Here is a 2,728-nt window from a genome sequence, read left to right on the forward strand (position 1 = left end):
GCACCTTCCCCCTCGGCACCACCACCGTCACCTGTACGGCTACCGATGCCGCCGGCAACACCGCTTCCGGTAGTTTTACGATAACAGTCACCTCAGCCAGCGCACCCCCAGTTGACGGCCCACCACGCTATACGATCTTCATCCCAGCTATTGCGCGCTAGCAATCCATCATTCAGTACCCCATCGCCATATCGTCGATGGGGTACTCACCAAAAGGTTGTTCGTAAGATGCGATCACAACCCTCGTTCTATCGCTCTACCCGCACAAGGCCGTGTTCCGCCAAAAATCGCTCTACCCTTGCTCGAAAGGCGTCAGGGTTACGCCATGCGATCAAGTGCCCAGCCTCTGGCTCATACACAATCCGTGCCCCGCGGATCCCGGCGGCAACCGCGCGGGCTTGTTCGTCCGGTACAAACGGATCTTTCCCACCGTGAAAAATAATCACCGGTACCTTGATTTGATCGAGGCAAGGTGTCACGAGAGCTTCTTGCGCGGCGAGCTGCTCGATGACGGCCTCGACGCCCGCATTGAGAATCGGCCACCAATCGGCGCCATGCTGACCGGCCATGTAGCGGTGCCAACTTGGTGACATACTGGCAGTTGCTTGCCGGTGTGCCTGATAGGTTGCGGCGGTGACACGCGCAAATACTCCATCGAGGATCAAAGCCGCTATGCAATCCGGCCTGATACAAATGGCATTCAGAGCGCTAATACCCCCAGCGCTCATCCCAAACACGGGAACTGGCTCGTGAAACAGACCGGTGAGCGCATCTGCTACGGCTTCACCCTGCATTTGAAAGTAGCGCGGTGTAAACAGATCGGGCGGACGAGCTGAACCACCATGGCCGAGTAAGTCGAATGAGTAGACAGTGAATCGATCGGCGAAGCGCTGCGCTAACCGAACTTGGGTTGCTGCTGTGTAGGTATTACCGTGGATTAAAACAAACGGCGCTCCCTGACCAGCAATAAGATAGTGAAGTGCTCCGTGGCGAGTGGTAATTGTTGGCACTGTGGTCACTCCGTAATAGATATAATTGTGAAATAATTGTAGTACATCTTGCAAGATTACAATTAATTTATACAAATCAATTCAAAAGGTTAATTTTTTGACAGTTAGAACACCTGTCAGATATGACCATGAATTTACAAATCAGTCAATATGTACTATAATTCGGTGAGAATTTACGTTTATGTGCATTTTACAATCCCCCTCAGATCACACCCTATTAGGGGAAAGCCAAGGGAGAATTCGTCATGAAACGACGCATCAATTTTATGCTATTGTTCATCTGGGCAGTTGTGCTAGCTTTACCTACACTTACTAACCAGATTGCAAATGCCGTTGAACTACCACCAAGCGGTTCACTGATGTATTTACAAACATCTAGTCCAAGTCGAGGTTTGGGTATCGGTGATTGGTACACCAACAACAGTACCGGTGCCGGTAACGGCTATCACTACATCACCTTGCACGTACCCTGCGGCTGGGATCCCAACAATCCTGTGCATATTGATCTGTTTCATCCCGATTTAAACAACACCAGTGGTGGCGGGGTGAGCGATGAGATTACCACCTCCGGGACTACCACGTTCGAGGTATATCAACCGGGCACAGTCCTTAATCCGCCAACGCAACCGGGCCCATTGGCAACCGGTTCCTTGATCCAGCAGACTTACAACTCCAATACTATTGGGCCGCAATGGACACGATTGTACACGATCCCAGCACCGGTAACATGCGGCACCTACATTCTACGTGCCCAGACCGGTGGTAACGCCGATAATAGCTGGCGGTTACGATTTGGCACCGACAATGACAACGATCCAAATAATTCACCACCACTAAACTACGATAACCCCGACGGTAACCCGGGTACCGGTGATGAATTATTGATCGGCATTTCGGCAACCACATTTCAGCATGATAATGCTTCTGGGGCCTGCATAACCTTATATGAATATGTCAACCCCGGTCAAAGTAGTGTGACGTTTCACAACTTTGACATGGATGGCAATATCCGCGTTCGTTATTATGCACCAAGTGACACTTACGATCCTAATGGATTGACGGGAGGAATTACCGGCACTATATCCAGTAATGCAGTATGGAACGGTGGGACGGGAAGTACGCGCGGTGGTAATGCTTTCGCGAACCCCGAGTCTGGTTGGTGGCGAATTGTCACTTGTGTTAACCCTAACAATCAGTTTATTCAAGAAGGTCAGACCGGTGTTATTGGATTCCTGACCCAACCACCAACACCTCGCATGGAATTGAGCAAAACCGACGGCACTACCCTCACAGCGCCTGGCCAAACCCTGACCTATACCCTTACTTTTACCAACACAAGCCATACTACACCTTCTCCCGGTGCTGCGTTCAATGTGGTGATTACTGACACGCTACCCACCGGGGTGAGTTATCAGAGCTGCTCTATGGGCAGTCTCGCCGGCTCGTGCAGCGAGAGCGGAGGCGTGGTAACCTTCACCTTGACCAACCCGGTGGTCGCCGGTAGTAGTGGTACAGTATCGGTAACAGTACAGGTAGATCCTGGAGCAAGTGGATCAATTACCAATACAGCGACGCTCTCGTATACAGATCAGCTTAATAATCCGTATCCATCCGTCTCGACCAGTGATACCGACAATATTCCACCCCAACCCCAAATGGTCCTCAGTAAGACCGACGGCATGTCGATCACCGCGCCCGGTCAGACGCTGACCTATACC

At 51.2% G+C, this 2,728-nt stretch carries 3 protein-coding genes; 2 read left to right on the forward strand and 1 reads right to left on the reverse strand.

Going from position 1 to position 2,728, the window contains the following annotated elements; all coding sequences use genetic code 11:
- The coding region (locus AC01ZF_RS10680) for an HYR domain-containing protein (RefSeq protein WP_476575350.1) at positions 1-161 on the forward strand (161 nt) is incomplete at its 5' end.
- An 87-nt stretch (positions 162-248) separates the two neighbouring features.
- Here AC01ZF_RS10680 and AC01ZF_RS10685 read toward each other — a convergent pair.
- A complete protein-coding gene (locus AC01ZF_RS10685; protein ID WP_428132736.1) occupies positions 249-1,010 on the reverse strand; it encodes an alpha/beta fold hydrolase in 762 nt (253 codons plus the stop codon).
- A gap of 245 nt (positions 1,011-1,255) precedes the next feature.
- Between AC01ZF_RS10685 and AC01ZF_RS10690 the strand changes: the two genes are divergently transcribed.
- Positions 1,256-2,728: DUF11 domain-containing protein (locus AC01ZF_RS10690; RefSeq protein WP_476575348.1), on the forward strand; the 1,473-nt coding region annotated here is incomplete at its 3' end.

The organism is Chloroflexus sp. (assembly GCF_056331925.1).